This is a genomic window from Spiribacter vilamensis (assembly GCF_004217415.1).
GTDB lineage: Bacteria > Pseudomonadota > Gammaproteobacteria > Nitrococcales > Nitrococcaceae > Spiribacter > Spiribacter vilamensis.
In genome coordinates this window covers 383,139-401,638 of the sequence record NZ_SHLI01000001.1, presented here as the reverse complement: position 1 = coordinate 401,638, position 18,500 = coordinate 383,139, and the positions used below count along the sequence as shown (strand labels likewise).

14 protein-coding genes and 1 other RNA gene are annotated in these 18,500 nt (G+C 64.8%); 6 read left to right on the top strand and 9 right to left on the bottom strand.

Annotation, left to right across the window (positions count from 1 at the left end; all coding sequences use genetic code 11):
• The first annotated feature begins 51 nt into the window (after window positions 1-51).
• The 3 genes from cysB to EV698_RS02025 are packed head-to-tail and all read left to right on the top strand — an operon-like array spanning window position 52 to window position 3,689.
• Window positions 52-1,038, top strand: a complete 987-nt coding sequence (gene cysB, locus EV698_RS02035; RefSeq protein WP_130502506.1) for an HTH-type transcriptional regulator CysB — start codon at window positions 52-54, stop codon at window positions 1,036-1,038.
• 15 nt (window positions 1,039-1,053) lie between these two features.
• Window positions 1,054-2,973, top strand: a complete 1,920-nt coding sequence (locus tag EV698_RS02030; RefSeq protein WP_130502505.1) for a DUF294 nucleotidyltransferase-like domain-containing protein — start codon at window positions 1,054-1,056, stop codon at window positions 2,971-2,973.
• A gap of 2 nt (window positions 2,974-2,975) precedes the next feature.
• Window positions 2,976-3,689, top strand: coding sequence for a 3'-5' exonuclease (locus tag EV698_RS02025; RefSeq protein ID WP_130502504.1), 714 nt, complete (start codon window positions 2,976-2,978; stop codon window positions 3,687-3,689).
• On the opposite strand, the gene EV698_RS02020 is transcribed toward EV698_RS02025, so the two are convergent.
• The 6 genes from EV698_RS02020 to ffs all read right to left on the bottom strand — a co-directional run bounded on the left by EV698_RS02020 (window position 3,686) and on the right by ffs (window position 8,663).
• Complete coding sequence (locus EV698_RS02020) at window positions 3,686-5,338, bottom strand: BCCT family transporter (protein ID WP_239016177.1); 1,653 nt, start codon at window positions 5,336-5,338, stop codon at window positions 3,686-3,688. The two genes, EV698_RS02025 and EV698_RS02020, sit on opposite strands and share 4 nt — an antisense overlap.
• 38 nt (window positions 5,339-5,376) lie before the next feature.
• Window positions 5,377-5,796: a universal stress protein gene (locus tag EV698_RS02015; protein ID WP_130502502.1), complete on the bottom strand. Its 420-nt coding sequence runs from the start codon at window positions 5,794-5,796 to the stop codon at window positions 5,377-5,379.
• 180 nt (window positions 5,797-5,976) lie between these two features.
• On the bottom strand, window positions 5,977-6,576 hold the full coding sequence (recR, locus tag EV698_RS02010) for a recombination mediator RecR (RefSeq protein ID WP_130502501.1): 600 nt from the start codon (window positions 6,574-6,576) through the stop codon (window positions 5,977-5,979).
• 15 nt (window positions 6,577-6,591) lie between these two features.
• Entirely contained in the window at window positions 6,592-6,915 is a 324-nt protein-coding gene (locus tag EV698_RS02005; RefSeq protein ID WP_130502500.1) for a YbaB/EbfC family nucleoid-associated protein, read from the bottom strand.
• Complete coding sequence (gene dnaX, locus EV698_RS02000; protein WP_130502499.1) at window positions 6,916-8,520, bottom strand: DNA polymerase III subunit gamma/tau; 1,605 nt, start codon at window positions 8,518-8,520, stop codon at window positions 6,916-6,918.
• Window positions 8,521-8,566: 46 nt separating this feature from the next.
• An RNA gene (gene ffs / locus EV698_RS01995) (signal recognition particle sRNA small type) lies at window positions 8,567-8,663 on the bottom strand.
• Window positions 8,664-8,723: 60 nt separating this feature from the next.
• Between ffs and chrA the strand changes: the two genes are divergently transcribed.
• Entirely contained in the window at window positions 8,724-9,896 is a 1,173-nt protein-coding gene (gene chrA, locus EV698_RS01990) for a chromate efflux transporter (RefSeq protein ID WP_130502498.1), read from the top strand.
• On the opposite strand, the gene EV698_RS01985 is transcribed toward chrA, so the two are convergent.
• On the bottom strand, window positions 9,875-11,053 hold the full coding sequence (locus EV698_RS01985) for an FAD-dependent monooxygenase (protein ID WP_130502497.1): 1,179 nt from the start codon (window positions 11,051-11,053) through the stop codon (window positions 9,875-9,877). The genes chrA and EV698_RS01985 overlap by 22 nt on opposite strands.
• 12 nt (window positions 11,054-11,065) lie before the next feature.
• Window positions 11,066-12,640, bottom strand: a complete 1,575-nt coding sequence (locus EV698_RS01980; RefSeq protein WP_130502496.1) for an alkaline phosphatase family protein — start codon at window positions 12,638-12,640, stop codon at window positions 11,066-11,068.
• Window positions 12,641-12,673: 33 nt separating this feature from the next.
• Here EV698_RS01980 and mdoH point away from each other — a divergent pair, with 33 nt between their 5' ends.
• Complete coding sequence (mdoH, locus tag EV698_RS01975) at window positions 12,674-14,578, top strand: glucans biosynthesis glucosyltransferase MdoH (protein ID WP_130502495.1); 1,905 nt, start codon at window positions 12,674-12,676, stop codon at window positions 14,576-14,578.
• On the opposite strand, the gene lon is transcribed toward mdoH, so the two are convergent.
• Window positions 14,545-16,959, bottom strand: coding sequence for an endopeptidase La (gene lon / locus EV698_RS01970; protein WP_239016175.1), 2,415 nt, complete (start codon window positions 16,957-16,959; stop codon window positions 14,545-14,547). The genes mdoH and lon overlap by 34 nt on opposite strands.
• Window positions 16,960-17,112: 153 nt before the next feature.
• On the opposite strand from lon, the gene EV698_RS01965 reads away from it, so the two are divergent.
• Window positions 17,113-18,471, top strand: a complete 1,359-nt coding sequence (locus tag EV698_RS01965) for a TrpB-like pyridoxal phosphate-dependent enzyme (RefSeq protein ID WP_130502493.1) — start codon at window positions 17,113-17,115, stop codon at window positions 18,469-18,471.
• The last annotated feature ends 29 nt before the right edge of the window (window positions 18,472-18,500 follow it).

Here is an 18,500-nt window from a genome sequence, read left to right as displayed (position 1 = left end):
TTCTTCAGGGTCTATCATGATCATATTAAAGACGATCACTGAATAACGGCCATGAAACTCACCCAGCTCCGCTACATTGTCGAAGTGGCCCGCCGTGGCCTGAACGTATCCGCGGCCGCCGATGCGCTCTACACCTCGCAGCCGGGTGTCAGTAAACAGATCCGTATGCTCGAAGAAGAGCTCGGCATCCCCATTTTCGAGCGCAGCGGCAAGCACTTCACCGGGCTGACCCGTCCGGGGCGGCAGGTACTGGCGGCGGCCGAAAGAACACTGGCGGAGACCGCGGGCATCCAGTCGATCGCGGCCGAGTTCGCGGATGATCAGAGCGGCAGCCTGAGTATCGCCACCACACACACCCAGGCGAGGCACGCACTGCCCGAGGCCGTTCGCCGATTCCGACAGTGCTATCCCCGGGTCAGCCTGCATTTCCATCAGGGCACGCCCATGCAGATCGCGGAGATGGCCACTGCCGGTGAAGTGGATTTCGCCATCGCTACCGAGGCGCTGGAGCTCTACGACGACCTCGTCATGCTGCCCTGCTATCGATGGAACCGGAGCATCATCGTGCCCCGCGGTCATCCACTCTGCGACCATGACGAAGTGACGCTCGAGGCGGTGGCCGAGCACCCCCTCGTGACGTATGTCTTCGGGTTCACCGGTCGGTCCCGGCTCGATACGGCGTTCGCCGCCCGGGGGCTGTCACCCGATGTAGTTTTTACCGCGACCGACTCCGAAGTCATCAAGACCTATGTCCAACTGGGTCTGGGGGTCGGCATCATGGCGAGCATGGCGTTCGACCCGAAGCGTGATGAGGGACTGGTCGCCCTCGATGCAAGCCATCTGTTCGAAGCCAGCACCACGCGAATCGGTTTCCGGCGCAGTGCCTACATGCGCGGCTACATGTTCTCGTTTATCGAGACATTCGCGCCCCATCTCGACCGAACGGTTGTTCAGAACGCCATTGACGCACGCACGCCGGAGCAACGTGAAGCGCTGGAGCACACGCTCGAACCGCTGCTTGATTCGACTCACTACTAGGACAGGGAAATAGTCATGGATCCGGAACTGCTCGAAATCCAGCGTCATATCGGCGCCCACCCGCCATTCGATGGACTGACGGATGAACAGCTCGATGACGTCACCCGTCACATCGAGATCAGTTACTACCGCGCGGGCTCGGAGATCGTTGCCTCCAATCAACCGCTGACAGCGCTGCTCTACATCCGCAGCGGAGCCGTCGAGGTCTATCGGCGAAGCGGTGACCTGTTCGACCGCCTCGGCGAGGGCAGCATTTTCGGGCACTACGGGCTTTTGCGTGGCCGACGCTCGCACTACCCGGCCATCGCCATTGAAGACACACTGATTTACGCCATTGACGCGGATGTATTCGATCGTCTCTGCGAGACCGACAACGACTTTGCCGATTTCGTCGAGCTCGGGCGAGCCCGGTTACCGAGCGTCACCGAGACACAGCGCGTCAGCAACGACCGGATGGCGACACGGATACGCAAACTCGTCAAACGCCGGCCGCTGATCGCCGAGGCCGACGAGAGTGCCCGCGAGGCCGCCCGGCGCCTTGCCGACGAGCCCGCCGCAGCGCTCCTGGTGGTCGATGCCCGGGGCGATGACCCCCGCTATACCTATGCCGATGCCAATGGTGAACTCTGGCAGGTCATGGGCATCCTCACCGATGCCGATTTCCGGGCCCGGATCGTCGCCGAGGGCCGCTCGGTGGAAACACCCATCAGGGAAATCGTCAGCGAAGAACTGGTCGCCGTGCAGTCGGACGAGACAGTGCAGGAAGCGATGCTCGCCATGCTCCGGCACAACGTCCACCACCTGGCAGTGGTTCACCGCCGACGCCCGATCGGTGTGATCCGACTCGAGGATGTCGTTCGCTACGAGACGCAGAGCAGCCTCTATCTCATCGAGAGCGTTTTCAGTCAGCGCCATCCCAACGGCCTCGCCCGGCTGCTGCCCGATGTCCGCAACGCGGCGGTGAGACTGGTCCGTGATGGTGCCGACTCGCGGACCGTTGGCACCGCGCTCTCGTCCATCGGCCGCAGTTTCGCACGCCGACTGATCGAGCTCGCCGAAGCGGAGCTGGGTCCGCCACCCGTGCCCTACGCATTTATGGCGATGGGATCGATGGCGCGCAATGAGCAGACCCTGGTCACCGATCAGGACAACGCTCTCGTACTCGACGATCGCTTCGATCCGCAACAGCATGACCAGTATTTCCTCAAACTCGCACAGCGGGTCAGTGACGGACTGGATGCCTGTGGCTATGCGTACTGCAAGGGCGACATCATGGCGACCAATCCGCGCTGGCGACAGCCGCTATCGGTCTGGCAGCGTTATTTCCGAAGCTGGATCCAGGCACCCAACGCCGAGCGACTACTCCACAGCAACATCTTTTTCGACCTGGACAACCTCTACGGCGAAGAGCGGCTAATCGAGACGCTCCAGGAGCTGGTTGCCACCGAGGCGGGCCAGAGCCCGGCGCTGCTCGCCGCCATGTCGCGAAATGCGCTCAACCGCACGCCACCGATCGGGTTTTTCCGCGAATTCGTCACCGAAAAGGACGGACAGCAAAACGAGTTCATCAACGTCAAACGCCGCGGCACCGCGCCGCTGACCGATCTGATCCGGATCCACGCGCTGGCCTGCGGGTCCCGCGCACGGAATTCCTTTGAGCGTCTGGCGGATATCAAGGAGACGTCGCTGCTCGGGCCCGGTGTGGCCGATCGGCTCAGTTATGCGCTCGAGGTCCTGAGCCTGGCGCGCCTGCGCGACCAGGTCCTCGATATCGAGGAGGAGCGTGAGCCGGATAACAACATCGAGCCGCGTAACGTCCCTGCGAAGCAGCGCGCGGAGATCAAGGAGGCCTTCCGGGCACTGAGCGATGCCCAGAAATTCCTGCGCTTTCGCTATCCGGGACCGTCCAACCGCATTCGCACCGCGAGTCGCTGACAATGGCGGCGGGCAGAGAGAGGCGGGACCGCTGGCAGCCCTGGCTCGAGTCCATGGCGCAAGGCAGCGAAACGGCCGATCTGAGGCATTTCTACGAGGCATTCCCGGGAAATCCGGCGGATCCGATCGGCACGACCCCCCTCGCGGCGATCGATCTGGAAACGAGCGGCCTTGATCCACGCAAACACGCCATCCTCAGCATCGGGATCGTGCCTTTCAACCTGAGGAGTATTGCCACCGGCGCCAGCCGGCACTGGATACTGCGGCCGCCGCGAGGGTTTTCGGGCGAATCGGTGGCGTATCACCACATCCGGCACTTCGACGTGGAGCAGGCCCCTGATCTGGGTGACGTATTGCCGGAGATCCTGGAAAGCCTGCGGGGACGTCTGCCGGTGGTTCATTACCATCCGATCGAGCGGCGATTCCTTGATGGAGCCGTTCGCGAGCGTACCGGCACCGTGTTCCGGTTTCCGCTAATCGACACGATGGAAATCGAGGCGCGACGCCATCGCCGGCCGTGGCGGATGCGACTGGGCAGACTGTTCGGCCGGACACCGGCGTCGATCCGGCTTGCCGACAGTCGGGAGCGGTATGGCCTGCCCCCGTACGAGGGACACCAGGCCGTTGTGGATGCCATCGGTACCGCCGAGTTGCTGCAGGCGCAGATCCAGCACCATTACAGCAACTCGACGCCGATTGGCGACCTCCGGGTCTAGACTGCGCGCGGCTCGTCCATCAGCCCCCGGATCGTGGCGTAGCAAGCCACGAGCAGGACCAGCATCAGCGGAAGACCCGCGGACAGTGCCATCGCCTGCAGGGCGGTAAGCCCGCCACCGAGCAGCAGTGCGATCGCGATGGCCCCCTCGATGATCGCCCAGAACATCCGCTGGGGCTTGGGCGAATCCACCTTGCCGCCTGCCGTGATCGCATCGATAACCAGCGATCCCGAGTCGGACGAGGTCACGAAGAACACGACTACCAGGAAGATGGCCAGTGAGGAGGTAATCAGGCCCAGCGGCAGATTGCCGAGCATCTCGAAGAGCTGGGTATCCGTGCCGGCGTTAGCGACACTATCGAGCCCCTGGTTCACGACCTGATCGATGGCGGTGCCACCCAGCGCGGTCATCCAGAGCACCGAGATCAGCGTTGGAATCACTAGTACGGCAATCAGGAACTCGCGGACAGTCCGGCCCCGGCTGACGCGGGCGATGAACATGCCGACGAACGGCGACCAGGAGATCCACCACGCCCAGTAGAAGGCCGTCCAGCCCTGGGAGAAGTTCTCGTCCTCACGTCCGACCGGATTGGATAGCGCAAAGACCTTCGTCGCGTAATCCCCGAGATACTGGAAGAACCCGGTCGCAATCGCCAGTGTCGGGCCCACGACAATCACGAACAGCAGCAGTAAACCCGCCAGTCCCATGTTGAGCTGCGAGAGTCGCTGCACGCCCTTGTCGACACCCAGGGTGACCGATCCCAGCGCGATAATGGTGATGCCGATAATCAGGAACACCATGGTGGTGTCGGTATTGGGAACGCCATAGAGGAAGTTCAGCCCGACCGTTGCCTGCGTCGCACCGATCCCGAGGGAGGTTGCCAACCCGAACAGCGTCGCAAAGACGGCGACAATGTCGATCACGTGACCCGGCCAGCCCCAGACACGCTCGCCGAGGATCGGATAGAAGATCGAGCGCACGGTCAGTGGCAGGCCCTTGTTGAACGAGAACAGCGCCAGCGCCAGTGCAACCATCCCGTAGACGGCCCACGGGTGAATCCCCCAATGGAAGATCGTCGCCGCCATGCCCAGGGAGATAGCGGCATCCTGGTCGCCGGCCGCCGCGCCCAGTGGCGCCCAGTCGGTGCGCACGCCGCCATCCATCGTCGTACCGGCCATGGAACTGCTGAAGTGCCCCAGTGGCTCGGATACGCCGTAATACATCAGGCCGATGCCCATGCCCGCGGCGAACAGCATGGCGAACCAGCCGCCATAGGTGAAATCGGGGACCGCATCTGCCCCCCCCAGTCGGACTTTCGCCAGGGGCGTAAAGATCAACGCGACCGCCACGACCACGAGGATATTGGCGCCACCGATGAAGACCCAGGCGAGGTTGTTGGTCAACCACTCGCGCGTGCCCTCGAACAGCGGCCCTACTTCGTTCTGGAATGCCAGTGTGACAATGACAAAGGCGAGGATGATCAGCCCGGAAACGGTAAAGACCTTGCCATGAAGGTCGACATCAACCCCGAATTTGCTGCCGGAAACATTGTCCTGGCCGATAACGTAGTCGGTATCGATCAGCCCGGATGGACCATCCGGCGCCGGAACGCCCTTGGAGGCTCCGTCATCAACGTCTGCGTTACTCACGATTTTCTCCTTTTCGGTCTGTGGTGACGACGACCCGTTCAGGCCGGCCGCACCAGGAAGACGGATACATCGGTATGCGAGGCGATGCGATCGCCATGCGAGGGTATGACCGCATCGAGGTGCCTGGGCAGATGCGTCGCCATCACTACCAGGTCGGCGTTCACCACCTTGATGGTCTTGAGGATCGTATCATCCAGGTCGGACACCGGATCCGGGGAGTTGACGCAACGCGCCGACGTCGCCTGGCCGTGGACCTGGCTCTGTTCGTTCGCGAACACGTTGAGCTTCTGTTCGTATTCCTCGGGCGTGCGGGCAATGCTGCCCGGCGTCGAAGTGGTCACCGCCAGGTAACAGACCTCCGCCTCGTAATGTCGGGCCAGGTCCGCGCTGGTGGCCAGCGCCCGCTGGATCGCATCGATATGCGCCAGATCCACCGGGACGAGGATTTTACTAAACATGCGTTTTACTCCTTGCATCTTGCGCATAACCGCTGCACGAAGCGACTTGGACGGCCGGCCGTAGTATTTACGGCGCCGAAATCAATCATCGTTCACGGTAATAGCGTCCTAAGACTGCGGGAGTTTGGAGCAGGGGGTCAACCGATTTGTTGAAAATCTGACCGGGGCGGTCAATAAAAATCAACGATATTGCGAGCGACCGGCAAAGGCGTGAGAGAGCGTTCCGGCATCGACGTAGTCCAGATCACCCCCCAGGGGGACGCCGTGGGCAATACGGGCGATTTCGACACCGGCATCGGCCGCCATGCCGGCGAGATACTGGGCGGTTGCCTCGCCCTCGACCGTGGGACTGACCGCCAGGATGATCTCGCGGATCTCCCCGGTAGCAAGTCGTGCCTCCAGCCCCTCGAGGCCGAGTTCTCCGGGGCCGATGCCGTCGAGGGGCGATAGACGCCCCCCGAGCACGAAATACAGCCCGCCATAGTCGGTGGCGTCCTCGAGCGCCTGGACGTCGGAGGGGTTTTCGACAATACACAGCACCCCGGGATCACGCCGATCGCTCGCGCAGAGCGGACAGAGATCCGCCTCGGTGAGATTGCGACAGAGCCGGCACTCCCCCACCGATTCGGCGGCTGTCTGCAGCGCCCGTGCCAGGCGGTGTGCGCCGCCGCGATCGTGCTGCAGCAGCGCAAACGTCATGCGTTGCGCCGACCGGGGTCCAACGCCCGGCAAACAGCGCAGTGATTCCATCAATTCCCGAACCGCCGGAGAATAGGCCATGAATCTGGTTCCGCTCTAGAACGGCATCTTCATGCCCGGGGGCAGGTTAAGCCCATCGGTCAGTCCGCCCATGCGCTCCTGGGTTTCCTGTTCGAGCTTCTGGGCGGCATCGTTGAAGGCGGCCGCGACCAGATCTTCGACCATTTCCCGATCGTCATAGACACTCTCGTCAATCGACACGCGCTTTACCTCGTGGCGCCCCGTCATCACCACGCTGACCATGCCGCCGCCGGCCTGGCCGGTGATTTCCATCTCTGCAAGCTCGGACTGCGCTTTCTGCATTTCCTCCTGCATGCGCTGAGCCTGCTTCATCATATTGCCAAGTCCGCCTTTCATGATTCACTCCCGGTCGCGTGGACGTATGGATTCGTTAATGACTTCGGCACCGAATGTCGCCTTGAGTGCCGCGATATTCGGATCGGTTTCAATCGTCTCCCGGGCGCGGGCCTGTCGATCGCTGGCAACCCGCTGAGCGGCCCCGGCCGGTGTCTCGGCGCTGACCCGACCAACCCGGATATCGACGCTGAGTGCCTCCCCGAAGTGCTCGGACAATGCCTCCGAGAGGCGCGCGGTCACGTTGTCATTGACCAGGTGGCGATGACCCTCGTCGATCTGCAACGTGACACGCTTGCCGTCCCGTGCTACCCAGTCGCAGTGATCGGCCAGCGCCTGCCCCATCCCGCTCAACGACAGGGCGGCCGCCAGCCGATGCCAGTCCTCGTTGCCGGCGGGCGTTGTCGCGGTGGGTTCGGCCTGCGCCGGGGCGGCCTGCGACGCCGCGGTCGGCGGCGGCGGTGGCTGGCTGTCGCTCGCCGATGGCCGCGATGGAGTCGTGGTTCGTGGATTGCCATTGCCGCTGTCCGGTTCGAACGCCAGCATCCGCAACAGGATCATTTCAAAGCCGGCCCGGGGATCAGGGGCGAGCGGCAGGTCACGACGCCCTTGAAGGACGATCTGATAAAGCAGCTGCACCCAGGCCGCGTCCAGCCGTTCCGCGAGATCGGCGAGGCGTGCGCCCTCGGCAGTCTGTGCGTCGAATACCGCCGGTACTGTCTGTGCGAGCGAGAGTTGGTGCAGGGTGGCCAGCAGCTCCGCGAGGGCCTCGGCGAAATCCGGCGAGGTCTCGGCCATGCGCCCGACCGTGTCGAGCAGCCCGGGGCCATCGCCCTCGCTCAGGCGCTCGAGCAGATCAAGCACGAAATCATGATCGATACTGCCCAGCATGTCGCGGACTTCGCTATCCACCAACTGCCCACCACCGAAGGCCAGCGCCTGATCGGTAAGGCTCAGCGCATCGCGCATACTGCCGTCAGCGGCGCGGGCAAGGCGCTCGATCGCGGGCTTTTCGGCGGCGAAGCCCTCCGCGGCGCTGATCTTCTCGAGCTGGCCGCCGATCATGTCCGGCATCAGGGGCTTGAGATTGAACTGCAGACAGCGCGAAAGCACGGTAACGGGAAGACGTTGCGGATCGGTTGTCGCAAGCAGGAACTTGACGTGTTCCGGGGGCTCCTCGAGCGTTTTCAGTAACGCATTGAAGCTGTGCGTGGAGAGCATGTGCACTTCGTCGATCAGGTAGATCTTGAAGCGCCCGCGGGTCGGTGCGTACTGGACGTTATCCAGCAGCTCGCGGGTATCTTCCACCTTGGTTCGCGACGCCGCGTCGACCTCGATCAGATCAACGAAACGGCCCTCATCGATCTCTGTACAAGCCGCACAGGTACCGCAGGGGATATCGGTGATACCCTTCGATTCGCAGTTGAGACACTTGGCGAGGATGCGCGCAACGGTGGTCTTGCCAACTCCCCGCGTCCCCGTAAACAGGTAGGCGTGATGCAGCCGGCCATTGGCGAGGCCATTACCGAGTGCCCGCAGCACATGGGCCTGGCCAACCATTTCATCGAAGCGATGGGGGCGCCACTTCCGCGCGAGTACCTGATAACCCATGGCTCGAGTATACCATTGGCGGATACGGACAAGAGAGGAAAGGCGGCGACACCAGCCACACCCCGGCGCCCGAATCCACCGCTACCGCTGCTCCCTTCCGGGCCTGACGGGGTTTGCGGTTTATCGTCGCGGGGGGACCAGCGCCACCGCGTCGATACTATAACAGGACACCTTGACTCGCGCTAACGACGGGGTTCGCATCCATGGCCCGCATCGCGGAGATATCCACCACATTTCTGCAGCTCGGGCTCATCGCATTCGGGGGACCGGTCGCGCATCTCGGCTACTTCCATCGCTGGTTCGTCGAGGATCGGCGCTGGCTGGACAGTGAGACCTACACCCAGACCCTGGCGCTCTGCCAGTTGCTGCCGGGACCGACGAGCAGCCAGACCGGCTTTGCCATCGGCCTGCACCGTGGCGGACTGGCGGGGGGATTGGCGGCGTGGCTCGGCTTCACGCTCCCTTCCGCCGCACTGATGATCGGGATGGGCGTGGGGGTCGGTCGCCTCGGGGGCATCGACAGCGCCGACTGGCTCGCCGGGCTGAAGCTGGCTGCCGTCGCCGTCGTTGCCCATGCGCTCTATGGCACGGCGCGCCAGCTCTGCCCCGATCGATCACGGCAACTCGTCGCCGCGGCGAGCGCCCTCGCGGTCAGCCTCATCCCGGGAGCTGTCGGTCCATTCATGGTCATCATCGGCGGCGCCGTGGCGGGGCTGGCGTTGTTCCGTCCGTCACCGGTGCCCCACGCCGACCTCGGCGATTCAGTCAGCCGATGGCAGGCCATCGCCGCGCTGGCCTTTTTCGCCCTCGGTCTACTCGCCCTGGCGGGTCCCTTCGGCGCCGCGCCGCTTTATTCAGCGCTTTATCAAAGCGGGGCACTGGTGTTCGGTGGCGGCCACGTGGTGCTGCCCCTGCTTGACGCCAGTGTGGTGGGCCCGGGGCTGATCGACAACAACCGCTTTATCGCCGGCTATGGCGCCGCCCAGGCGCTGCCGGGTCCGCTTTTCTCCTTCGGCGGTTTCCTCGGCGCCAGCGTTATGGCGGAGACGCCGGTGATCGCCGGCCTGATCGCCACGCTGGTGATATTCGCGCCCGGGCTTTTGCTGGTAATCGGTCTCCTGCCCTTCTGGCAGTCAGCGAGCCGTTATCCGGCGTCACGGCGCGCCCTGCCCGGTATCAACGCCGCCGTGGTCGGATTGCTGGCAGCGGTACTCTGGGATCCGGTCATCACCGACAGTATCCATGCACCCGGCGATGTCGCCATAGCGCTGATTGCACTCGCCCTCCTGTCGATAACGCGCACCCCGCCGTGGGCGGTTGTTGCAGGATGCGCGCTCGCCGGGGCGGGGCTCGGCTACTGGCCCTCCATGGCATAGCGCAGCACCCGCCGCTTCAGCCAGCCGCCGTGGTTGGCGATCTGCAGACCCAGCCCCCGCAACGGCGCAAACGGTCCGATGGGGGCCGTAAAGCCGACATGAAACGCAGTCATCGTCGACTGCATGAGCTGATTATCCGGCCGTCGCTCGCGCTCGTAGGCGGCCAGTCTTGACGGATGCGACGCCGGCAGGCCGCGCCGGTACGCCTCCGCAATCTGTCCCGCCAGTGCCCGCGCGTCCCGCAATCCGATATTGACGCCCTGACCCGCCAGGGGATGGATGACATGCGCCGCATCGCCCACCAGCACCACGTTATCCTGCCAGTAACGCTGCGCGTGCAGCCGCCGGATCGGGAAGCTGCCGCGGGCGTAAACCTTATCGATGAGCCCCAGGTCCGTCGGGAACGCCGCCTCCACCGCCTCGATGAAATCGGCCTCACTCATGGCCTTGAGGAGTCGCGCCTTCGCCGGTGAGACATACCAGACCAGCGACGCCATCCCCTCCGCCAGCGGCAGCAACGCCTGGGGCCCGTCCGGAGTGAATCGCTGCCAGGTCTGGCGCCCCGCCGGCGGGTTCGGGCGTACCGTTGCCACCACCGCATGCTGGCCGTAATCCCCTTCCCAGACACCGATTCCGGCACTGTCCCGGATCGGCGAGGCCGCCCCGTCCGCCGCCACGATCAGGGCCGGCGTCAACTCGCCCTCGCCCTCGAGGAGGAGCCGGGGAGCATCGCGACCGGGGCGGATATCCAGGGGCGCGGCGGGCGCATCCAGCTGGACGGACTCCAGGGTCGATGCGGTATCGAGCAGGGCCGCCTGCAGGTGATCGTTTTCGAGAAACACCCCGAGCCGATCGAATCCCAGGTCATCGGCGGTAAAATGCAATCGACCCGACGCGGCGATATCCCAGACCATCACTTCGTCGAAATCCTGCAATCGCTCGTGGTCGAGTGCCGACCAGGCACTGAGCGCCTTGAGGTATTCGATGGAGCGACCGTTCAACGCGGACACCCTCAGCCGCGGCGGCTCGTCGCCGGTGGGTCGAGTCGGCGGCCGCGCCTCGAGCACACGAACGGGAATGCCCCGCCGGCCGAGATCCACGGCAACGGCGGCACCGACCATGCCGCCACCGACCACGAGCACATGATTGCTGTTCATCCAGACGTCTCCTTACTGAGATTCAAATACGGTTAGCAGCCGGCCGCGCAGATCGGCCAGTGTTCCCGACGAGTCCGGTGGCGGCATGACACCGACGCGGAACCCCTCGGCCTCGAAACGACCTACCAGATCCGGATCGCTGGCAATGATATGCACCGGCACGGCGCGCGAGCTCGAATCGCCGGTTATCAGGGGCGCGGGCTGGTGATCCCCGAGCAGAATCAGCACCCCGTCATCGAGCGACCGGGCCGCCCACTCGCCGGCAGTCCGCAGCGCATAGTCGACGGCACGCTGGTAGTGATCGCGGATGCGATCGCCGTCACTCCAGACCTCGCCCGGGGGCGGGCCCGCATCGGCCCAGCGCTGGAACACCGCGCCGTCGCCGATCCGCTCCCAATCGATGATCGGCAGGATCGGTGTCCACGGGGCATGACTGCTGATCAGCGCCACCTCGGCGAAAACCGGCGCGGCGGTATCCTCCCGGATCGCGCTCTCGAGGTAATGCCAGGTGTACTGATCAGGCATCGTTACCCAGTTCAGCGGCGGACCGGCGTAATCGATACGCGCGTGGTCATCGATTCGGTCATAGCCCCACTGCGCACCGGCGGGCCAGGGATCGGTGATTGCCGGCATCAGCGCGACGGTTTCATAGCCCGCGGCGTCGAAATCCCGGATCAGCGACGGCTGGTCGGCATTCAGAAACAGGTCATAGCGGATCTGATTGCTCATCCACTGGCCGCTGAGCACCGTGCCATGGGCGAGCCACGACTGACCGCCCTGCACGGGTGATTCGAAACGGCCGGTCGCCACATGTAGACCCGCCTGATCCAGCGACTGTCCCAGCTGCGCCAGTGCGGCCTCGCCCGTCGAGCGGTAGCGCGGATCGTCCAGCATGGTGACGCCATAGGATTCGATAAAACCGAGGATGACATCGCGATCGGCCAGCCGGGTCATCTCCCGCTCTACGCTGACCGGAGATTTTTCGAGTGCATCGGCGAAAGCCGCGCGCTCATGCGCAGTCCGGATCACGCGCTCGGTCTGATCGTTGAAGCGGATGATCGCCGGCGCATCCACCGCCAGCCCGATCGGCGGCTGATCCCGGTAGTGCTGCAACAACAGCCCGGCGGCGAGCAGGCAGACCCCTGCCACACGAACCGCCACGCTGCCGCGCGGCGGGACCAGTCGGAACAGCCGCCACGCCAGGACCACCAACAGCACCACAACGCCCAGTGCCGCCAGCGCCAGCGTCAACCAGGCAAGCGGTCGGCCGATAGCGCCCCGCAGCAGATGCTCCACCGACGTCGCGAGCGGCACATCGATCAAGAGGTTCATGGGACGACCCAGGGCCCAGCCGGTGGCCAGGTCGGACAGCGCCAGCCCCACCGCGACCAGAACCCCAAGTGCGACTGGCGGTGACAACCAGCGCGCGGCCCTGGCCGGTATCACCATCATCAAACCGACGATGATAAGCGTCTCCGCCGCAAGCCAGGGGTAGGGGAAGCGGGTATAAGGCATCCACCACTCCGGCACCACCAGGAGCAGATTCAGCACCAGTGCGAACAGCAGACCGGCAGACAATGGACGCATCAATCAACCCCGCGGTTTTGTCGGCGCACGATTATGCCCTTGCAACTTCCATCCCGTGGCATTGTCGACGCGATGTTGAGGAGAGTGTTGATGCAGGACAAGAAACCAACTGACCAGCAATCCACGTGGGCCTTGAGTGAGCCCGGGCTGCCGCTGCGCCGCGCGGTAATGGGTGCGCTCGCCATCGCAACGTCGATGCTGGGCATCCACTGGCTGTGGACACTCCTCCAGCCGAACGGCGTCGGCGGCCTGGAATGGCTGGTCATTGCGGCCTTCTCGGTCACGTTCAGTGTCTCCTGCGTTGCGTTCTGGACCATGCTGGCGGGCATTTTGTTGCGTCTCGCCGGACGGCACCCCGTCACGCTGCGGCGCGAGCTGCCCAGTGCGGCGGATGCCCCGCCGCTCGCGAAGACCGCCCTAGTGATGCCGGCCTATAACGAAGACATGGCCGATGTCGTTCACTGTCTCATGTCCACCCTCCGATCGCTGCATGAGACCGGTGAGAGCGACTGGTTCGATTGCTTTCTACTCAGCGACAGCAGCGACCCCGCCCAACGTGAGCGTGAGCGCGAGGGAATGGCGCGCCTGCAGCGGCACTTCCCCGACGGTCCCCGGCTCTACTATCGGGCGCGCGACGAGAATACCGGCCGCAAGCCCGGCAACATCCGCGACTTCTGCGAACGCTGGGGAGCCGGTTATGAGTACATGATCGTGCTGGATGCCGACAGCCGCATGACCGGCGATGCGATCCTCACCCTCGTGCGTCGAATGGTGGCCAATCCGCAGGCCGGCATCATTCAAACGGTGCCGTTGCCGGTGGGACAGCGAACCGTCCTGGGGCGCTTCCAGCAGCTCGCTGCCAGTCTCCATGCCCGTCATATCGCCAACGGGCTGGCTTTCTGGCAGGGCAACAGCACGAACTACTGGGGGCATAACGCGATCATTCGCATTGCCGATTTCCAGGCCTGCTGCGGGCTCTCGCCACTGCCCGGGCGGCCGCCGCTGGGTGGCGATATCATGAGCCACGACTACGTCGAGGCCGGCCTGATGCGCCGGCATGGACGCAGTGTCTACGTACTCCCCGAGATCGGCGGCAGCTTCGAGGGCATGCCCGGCAATTTCGTCGACGACCTCAAGCGCGAGCGCCGCTGGTGCCAGGGCAATCTCCAGCATCTGCGACTCCTCACCGGTCGCGGCTGGCGTCCGGTCACCCGGCTCAATTTCCTGCTCGGTGGACTAGCCTACGTGACCGCGCCGCTGTGGCTGATGATGATCGGTGCCGGTGTCCTCGATGCAGTCCTGACAACCGGCGACGGGCGCTGGGTGAGCGCCGCCACCTCGGCACCGCAGTCGGTAATCAACCTGGTGGGGCTCAGCCTGATCATCCTGTTTCTGCCGCGCCTGATCGGCATCGCACTGGCCGTGCTCGATAACGACAACGCCGGGCGCCGGCTCGCACTACTCCGCGGCAGCCTGCTCGAACTGGGATTCGGGATCCTGCGCTCACCGCTGATGATGGTGCTCTATACGGGGTTCATCCTGCGCATCCTCGCCGGACGACCGGCCCGCTGGGACACCTCGCTGCGGGGTCGCCGGCGTATCCCGGCCCTCCAGGCCTGGCGGCTGGGCGGGCCGGTTGCCGGTGGCACGCTGGTGGTGGCGTTGGTAGTGGCCATCACGGCGCCGCGATTACTGCCCTGGTTGCTGCCGGCACTGGCCGGACCGATGCTGTTTCCCCTGTTCCTCCAGGTCACGAGTCTGCTCGCGCCCGCCTGGCTTCCTGCGACGCCGGCGGAGTCGCGGCGGCGGGTTCCCATGAACCCGGCCGCCGTGGGTCGGACACTCCCACCCCCAGCGGTCACCCTCTGCGATACGCCCCGCGAGGATTATCGACCGATGCCGCTTCAGCCGTTGTCCACGCCGCCCTCCAGCACCTGAGGGGCGGCACCCGAGGCCTCGTCACGGAGGGCAATGGCCGTCGACTCCTCGACATGCTCGATCCAGTGGAACGTCATGTCCTGGCGCGCGGACTCGGGGATGTCCTCGTAGTCCTTGCGGTTACGGGCCGGGAGCAGGACGGTATAGATCCCGGCCCGACGGGCGGCGAGCACCTTCTCCTTGATGCCACCGACCGGCAGCACCAGGCCGCGCAGGGTGATCTCACCGGTCATGGCAACGTCCTCGCGGATGCAACGCCCGGTCACCAGAGACACCAGCGCGTTGTACATGGCGACACCGGCGCTCGGGCCATCCTTCGGAATCGCCCCGGCCGGCAAATGGACATGGATGTCGTCGCTCGAGAAGGTGGTGGGGTCGATACCGATCTGCTCCGCCCGGGCCCTGATCAGACTGAGCGCGGTCTGGGCACTCTCCTTCATGACGTCGCCCTGCTGCCCGGTCAGGACCAGCCGCCCGGTGCCGGCATAGCGGTTCGCCTCGATGAACAGGATATCGCCGCCCACCGGCGTCCAGGCAAGCCCCGTCGCCACGCCCGGGACGCTGGTGCGCATGGCCGTCTCGCCCTCGAATTTCGGCGCGCCCAGGATCGTCGCGACATCGTCGGCATCGACATGCGCCTGCGTCAGGGTGCCCTCGGCGAACTGCACGGCGAAGTGGCGGGCAATGGCACCGAGCTCACGCTCTAACTGACGGCAGCCCGCCTCGCGGGTGTATTCGGCGATCACCCGCTCGATGGCGGCATCGGTCACCTCGAACTGCTCGGCGGAGAGGCCCGCCGAATCGCGCTGGCGATCGAGCAGATAGCGCCGGGCGATCTCGACCTTTTCCTCCCGGGTATAGCCGGGGATGTCGATCATCTCCATACGATCGCGCAGCGGGCCCGGGATCGAATCGGGAACATTCGCCGTCGCGATGAATAGCACCCCGGTCAGATCGAAGGGGACGCCCAGATAGTTGTCCTGGAAGGTCCCGTTCTGGGCCGGATCGAGCACCTCCAGCAGCGCCGCCGAGGGATCGCCCTGGATACCGCCACCGAGCTTGTCCATTTCGTCGAGCATGAGGACGGGGTTGCGAGAGCCGGCCTTGTGCAGGCTCTGAATCACCTTGCCGGGCAGTGCCCCCAGGTAGGTCCGCCGATGGCCGCGGATCTCCGCCTCGTCGTGAACGCCGCCAAGGCTCGAGCGCATGAAATCACGCCCGGTCGCGCGGGCAATGCTCTGACCCAGCGAGGTCTTGCCCACGCCCGGCGGACCCACCAGACACAGGATCGGACTGCGACCGTCGGGGTTGAGCTTGCGGACGGCGAGATGCTCGAGGATGCGGCGCTTCACCGGCTCGAGTCCGTAGTGATCGGCATCGAGGATCTCCCGGGCACGGGCGATGTCGATATCCTCCGGCCGCGTCACCGTCCAGGGCAGCTCGAGCAGCCAGTCCAGATAGGTTCGCACCATCGAGTACTCGCCTGCCCCCTCGGGCATACGCTCGAGGCGCTTGAGCTCCTTGCGGGCCTGCTCATCCACGGCCTCCGGCAGCTGCAGCGCGTCGATGCGCTGCTCAAGCTCGCGGATCTCCTCGCCCTTCTCGTCGCCCTCGCCCAGCTCTTCCTGGATCGAGCGCAGCTGCTCGCGCAGCAGCGCCTCGCGCTGGCGCTCGGACATGGTTTCGTGGGTCCGCTCACTGATTTTCTGCGAGAGCTTGAGCACCTCGACCCGGTAGTCGACCAGGGTAAGCACCCGCTCCAGCCGGGTCTCGACGTCAAGGATCTCGAGCAGCTCCTGTCGGTCTTCGCTGCCCAGATCGAGATAACCGGCCACCGTATCCGCCAGCACCCCGGGCTCCTTGATGTTCGACAGCGCCCCGGCCAGCTCCTGCGGAGCCTGCGGCAACAGCTCCAGCGCCTCGAGCGCCTTGTCGCGCAGCGCAATCATACTCGCATCAATGGCCTGCCCCACCGGCTGCTGCTCGGGGATGCGCTCGACGCGGGCCACCGGGAACGGATAGCCCTCGAGGTATTCAATGACCCGGAAGCGCTCATCGCCCTGAAGCACGAGGTGGTGATGCCCCTCACGCCCGTTCACGAACCGCATGACGTTGGCGATGGTGCCAATCCCGTGGAGATCATCCGGCCCAGGATCCTCGACGTCGGCATCCCGCTGCGTTATCACGCCCATGGCCTGCTCGTTCTGCACCGCCTGGCGGGCGGCGAGAATCGATTTGGAACGACCGATACCCACCGGCACCAACATGTTCGGAAACAGCACCATGTTGCGGATCGGCAGCAGGATCATCGCGTCATCCGGCAGCCGCGGAATCACCAGGCTGCGGGATGGCTCGACACCCTCGTTTTCAATTGTCTGCATTGCAACCTCCATGCGTAGCCGGTCATCGCCCGGCCTGTCAGGAAGAGATGGTGACTGCGGGCCCCGGATTCAAGCGGTCGATGGGGCGCATCGAGCGCGTGAGATGCTATCTTTACGCCATTATTCATCCCGCACTGAGAGGCGCTCCCTGCAATGGACGAGACGGTCAAGATCACGCTGCCCGAAAGCGATATCCCCCGGTACTGGTACAACATCAACGCCGATCTGCCGGCGCCGCTGGCGCCGGTCCTGCGGCCGGACAACTATGAGCCCGTGGGACCGGACGATCTGGCGCCGATTTTCCCGAATGCCGTGATCGAGCAGGAGATGAGCACCGAGCGCGAGGTGGAGATCCCCGAGCCGGTGCGCGACGCCTATCGGCAGTGGCGACCGTCACCGCTATACCGGGCGCGGCGCCTGGAAAAGGCGCTGGGGACACCGGCGCGGATCTACTACAAGTACGAGGGCGTCAGCCCGGCGGGCAGCCACAAGCCCAACACCGCCATCCCGCAGGCGTTCTACAACAAGGCGGAGGGCGTCAAACGGATCACCACCGAGACGGGTGCCGGACAGTGGGGCTCGTCACTGGCCCTCGCCGGGGCCATGTTCGACCTCGATATCGAGGTGTTCATGGTCAAAGTGAGCTTTAACCAGAAGCCCTATCGGCGGGCGTTCATGGAGAGCTTCGGCGCGAGCTGCATCGCTAGTCCCAGCGACACCACCGCGGCCGGTCGGGCCGTGCTCGCCGAGCAGCCCGACGCCACCGGCAGCCTCGGGATCGCCATCAGCGAGGCGGTGGAACTCGCCGCCCAGCGCGACGACACCAAGTATGCCCTTGGCAGCGTACTCAACCATGTCTTGCTGCATCAGACGGTCTCCGGCCTGGAAACCATGCGCCAGCTCGAGCAGGTAGACGACTATCCCGACAAGGTGATCGGCTGTACCGGCGGTGGCTCGAACTTCGCCGGTGTCGCCTTCCCTTTCCTTGGCGAGCGGCTGCGCGGCGGACCGGCAACGGAATTCATCGCCGTGGAACCGGCCGCCTGCCCTACCCTCACCCAGGGCAAGTTTGCCTACGACTGGGGGGATACCGGCCACCTGACGCCGCTGACCAAGATGCACACGCTGGGCTCGGCATTTATGCCCCCGGGGTTCCACGCCGGCGGGCTGCGCTATCACGGCATGGCACCGCTGATCAGTCATCTGACCGACCTGGGCTATATCGCACCACGCGCCTACGGCCAGCTGGACTGCTTTGCCGCGGGACTGACCTTTGCGCGGGCTGAAGGCATTATCCCCGCACCGGAGGCCAACCATGCGGTGAAGGCGACGATCGACGAGGCGATTGCCTGCCGCGAATCCGGGGAGTCAAAGGCGCTGCTGTTCAACCTCTGCGGGCATGGCCACTTCGACATGCAGGCCTATACCGACTATCTCGCCGGCAAACTGGAGGCGGAAACCGGCCCGTCCGCCGAGCAGTCGATGGCGCTGTCGGGGCTGCCCGGCGTCTGAGTGTATTACGGGATCAGGGGCGTCGCCGG